The 3650-nt window shown below is 65.7% G+C and carries 6 protein-coding genes and 1 pseudogene; 6 read left to right on the top strand and 1 reads right to left on the bottom strand.

Features of this window, described 5'->3' with window-relative positions:
• On the top strand, positions 1 to 479 hold a 479-nt coding region (locus tag BN11_RS20855), incomplete at its 5' end, for a transposase (protein WP_048695333.1).
• 20 nt (positions 480 to 499) lie between these two features.
• Here the strand turns inward: BN11_RS20855 and BN11_RS20860 are convergent.
• Positions 500 to 1123 (bottom strand): hypothetical protein, encoded by a 624-nt coding sequence (locus BN11_RS20860; RefSeq protein WP_157044322.1) that lies wholly within the window; start codon positions 1121 to 1123, stop codon positions 500 to 502.
• 625 nt (positions 1124 to 1748) lie between these two features.
• Between BN11_RS20860 and BN11_RS20865 the strand changes: the two genes are divergently transcribed.
• The 5 genes and pseudogenes from BN11_RS20865 to BN11_RS26395 all read left to right on the top strand — a co-directional run.
• Positions 1749 to 2282, top strand: a complete 534-nt coding sequence (locus BN11_RS20865; protein ID WP_407668010.1) for a phage portal protein — start codon at positions 1749 to 1751, stop codon at positions 2280 to 2282.
• A complete protein-coding gene (locus BN11_RS20870) occupies positions 2279 to 2812 on the top strand; it encodes a hypothetical protein (RefSeq protein ID WP_048700393.1) in 534 nt (177 codons plus the stop codon). The genes BN11_RS20865 and BN11_RS20870 overlap by 4 nt, the downstream gene beginning before the upstream one ends.
• Before the next feature lie 29 nt (positions 2813 to 2841).
• Positions 2842 to 3039: a hypothetical protein gene (locus BN11_RS20875; RefSeq protein ID WP_048700395.1), complete on the top strand. Its 198-nt coding sequence runs from the start codon at positions 2842 to 2844 to the stop codon at positions 3037 to 3039.
• Positions 3036 to 3446, top strand: a complete 411-nt coding sequence (locus BN11_RS24505; protein ID WP_053084209.1) for a hypothetical protein — start codon at positions 3036 to 3038, stop codon at positions 3444 to 3446. The genes BN11_RS20875 and BN11_RS24505 overlap by 4 nt, the downstream gene beginning before the upstream one ends.
• Before the next feature lie 46 nt (positions 3447 to 3492).
• A pseudogene (locus BN11_RS26395) lies at positions 3493 to 3650 on the top strand (IS1634 family transposase); the annotation flags it as partial.

Genomic DNA, 3650 nt, shown 5'->3' on the forward strand with positions numbered 1-3650 from the left:
CCAGCCACTCGCGCTACTTCTGGGGGCTCCGGCTGCACCTGGTGACCACCCTGCACGGGCTGCCCGTCGCGTTCGCGTTGACCGGAGCCAAGGCCGACGAACGAACCGTTCTGACCGACCTGATCGCCACCACCCCAGCTCTGGCCGGCGGCGGCCGGACCCTCATCGCGGACAAGAACTACTACGGTCGCGAGTTCGAATCCACCCTGGCCGCAACCGGATTCACGTTGTTGCGCAAAGCCCGGACCGGGGAGAACCCCCGACCAGGCGCCCAGTTCTTCAAACCCCTACGGCAAACCATCGAATCGGTGTTCGACACCCTCAAGGGCCAGCTCAGCCTCGAACGCCACGGCGGACGAACCCAAGCCGGCGTCATCGTCCGCGTCCTCCAACGACTCCTGGCCCTGACCACCGCCATCTGGCACAACGACCACACCAGCCAACCCGTCCTACGATCCCTAACCGCCTATGACCACTGACACCCCTTGGAATCAGTCGTCTAGAGGGTCTGGACCAGCGCTTCCAGCGAATCGAACTTGGCGACCTCTGCCAGGAACCCGGAGGCACCATAGACGGAGCCTTCGGCCAGGGGGCTGCTGATGCGGCCCTTCTCCGCGTCGGCGACGAGGACGGCAAACGGGTGAACCGAGTCGTAGAGCCGCACATCGTCATAGGTTTTCAGGGGTGGCGCCCCGGGCTTCGGGTTCGCCCCCAGATCCGGGATCGTCATGGTCTGCAGGAAGAACAGACCCTCCTGGCTCGGCAAACCCCTGTTGAGTTCAGCGAGTTGATCTGGCAGTTCCCCCTCCGGCGGGAACATGAGCATCGGAACGATGACGTCGCTGTGCGGGTCGACAAGTTCGCCGGACACGACCTCGACATCCGACAGTTTCCAGGCGAAGACCTGGTCCCGCGCGCCCTTCTCGCCGACCTCCTTCCAAAAGACCACGGCGCCGATCCGCGCCTTCACCACGACCGTCGTGAGTTCTCGTAGCCGGGCAAGAGAATCGGGTGGCTGAGCCCATTCGACTGCCTCACCTAGGTTGAAGCGCTCTATTCCGATCCCGATGTCGCCAGACGCAGTGTTGGATTCACTGGGACTGACAAAACTCTCCCGGTCCACCTCTCTATCCGCTACTATAGACCCCTTCGATGCAGCACCAGGCGGAGTTGTCGGGGACTCTTCCGACACGCCCGGCCACAGGCTGTCACTACCCCGGTTGCAAGAACCCCAAGCAGAATTACCCCTTGACGGCGTACTGAACGACCCATCACCCATACACCTCATCAATGTGGTTCTTGTCGTGCCCCCTGATATACGGGTTAGTGCCCCATGAATCATGCACCATGGTGAACATGCAAGTATTTATTTCGTCAGGAACTGGGTATGGCAACGGCTGGCTCGGATCCGTTGGGCGGTGCCGCAATCCGACAGTGTGGCCGAGCTCGTGACATGCAACCCTGCGTCTTTGCGTTGTCGTATCCAGGTATCCGGATTGGTACAAGAAGAAGTATGTGTTAATGCGCAGTTGTTGACCTCGACACCATCGGCTGGGATGAGAACCTCCTGTGCCCGTATTGTCCGATGAACACCTGACCCATCCCACCGTGTCGTCGAACTCAGGGTAAAAGAAATCGGAGGCGACGACGTCCGGCTCAGGATCCGTTGACGTGATATACATTCGCATAACCGTGTCATTGTATCCGAAATCGGGGTCGAGCTCGTCGAGGACGCCGAAGGCAACGTCATCAACCCGTTCCCCGAGACCGACCGGATGATGATCTCCGAAGCGGTCGAGACCAAGTTCGGTCAGCTCGCCGGAGCCGATCTCACCGGCTACGAGAACGCCGTCAACGTCGTCATGCGACAGATCTCCGCGGTCTCGGGCCTGCCGGAGCACCTACTCGGGATCGGCGGCGACAACCCCACGTCGGCCGACTCGATCCGCGCATCCGAGGCCGCGCTCACCGCCCGCGCCGAGGCCCGGCAAGGCACCTTCGGCCGCGCGTGGCAGCGGGTCGCCCAGCTCATGACCGCGATCCGGACCGGGGTCGACCCGGCCGCCGTCGAGGTCTCCGTCCAGTGGGCCGACCCCTCGACCCGCTCCGCGGCGCAGGAGGCCGACGCCATCGTCAAGCTGCATGCGGCCGGCATCCTCCCGACGTCCTACGCCCTCGCCCGGCTCGGCTACGACGCCACCGAGATCGAGCAGATCCGCGCGGCGCGACGAGGGGATGCCCTCGACGTCGCCGGCCTCAACCTCGGGAGCGTGAGCGCGTGAACGCCGTCGAGGAGCTCCTCGAGCAGCTCTCCCTCGCCCAGCAACGCCGCGTCCTCGAGCTCTGGGACCGGGTCGAGGCCGGCACCATCACCGAGGAGGAGTTCGCCATCCTCGCCGCCAACGCCGTCCTGGTCGGCAACGTCGCCGGCTACCTGATCGGCGCGGCCGTCGTCCGCGCGGTCGTCGAGAAGGCAACCCGGCTCCCCGAGATCGTCCTCCCTGTCCCCTCCGCCCGGCACCTGGACTCGGAGCGGATCTCGACCGCGCTCGGCACCATCCTCGCCTCCGACCTCGACACCAGGATGCAGCTCGCCCGCCTCGCCGACAACGAGCCGAAGGCCGCCGCCGCGGACGGCTCCGCCGACGTCATCGCCGGATCCCGCCACGTCACCGGCTGGACCCGCAACACCAACGGCGAAGCCTGTCAGCTCTGCTCCTGGTGGGCGCGTGGCGGCAAGGTCTGGCCGGCCGACCACACCATGCCCAGACACCCCGGATGCAGCTGCACCCAAGACCCCGTCGTCGCCTGACGACGGTCACCCCAAGGAAGGACAGCACCATGAGCACCAACGCCGCCGACCTCGACCGCGAGGCCATCGACAAGCTCGGCAAGCCCTACGCCGACTGCAACCCCGACGAGCGCGAGGCCGTCGAGTTCGGCGTCCTCGCCGCACAGATCATCGACGCCATGTGCGCGCGTGGAGTTCGCACCTTCGGCGAGCTCTTCGAGGACCCCAGGAAGGAGACCGGCAAGTGACCGACACCCTCACCGAGACCGAGGTCGACGAGGACCTCGACGTCGAGGACCCCACCGAAGAACCCGAAGGGACCGAAGGGACCGAAGAGACCACCGACGAGGACGGCGACACCTTCCCGCGGGACTACGTCGAGCGGCTCCGCCGTGAGAACGCGCGATACCGGGAGCGGGCAGGACAGGCCGACGACCTCGCCGCACGCCTCCACGCCGCCCTGGTGGCCGCGACAGGACGCCTTGCGGACCCCTCCGACCTCGCCTTCGACGAGGCCCACATCGAGGATGAGAACGCCCTCACGGCCGCGCTCGACGATCTCCTCGCCCGCAAGCCCCACCTAGCCTCACCTGACTCGTGCCACGTTGGCGTGATTCCGGGTCGGGCCGGATGTTTGTGCTGGTCAGCGGCTTGAAGGCTTCGAGGTTGACACACTAATCGGGCCGGTAGGGTCGGTGCTCGTGGTGTTTGTGCGGAAGGTCCCGACCGCTTCGGGGGCCACGGCGGTGCAGATCGCTGAGCGTGTCGGGGACCGCGACAACGTGATTGAGCACGTGGGATCGGCACGCACGCCGGCTGAGCTGGTCGCCCTGCTCGAGGTCGCGCGGGCACGGATGCA

Origin of the sequence: Nostocoides australiense Ben110 (genome assembly GCF_001050535.1) — a bacterium.
GTDB classification, from domain to species: Bacteria; Actinomycetota; Actinomycetes; order Actinomycetales; family Dermatophilaceae; genus Nostocoides_A; species Nostocoides_A australiense.

Coding starts and splice junctions, on each gene's coding strand:
- BN11_RS20875 (WP_048700395.1), top strand. CDS start 2,842: ATGAGCACCAACGCCGCCGACCTCGACCGCGAGGCCATCGACAAGCTC.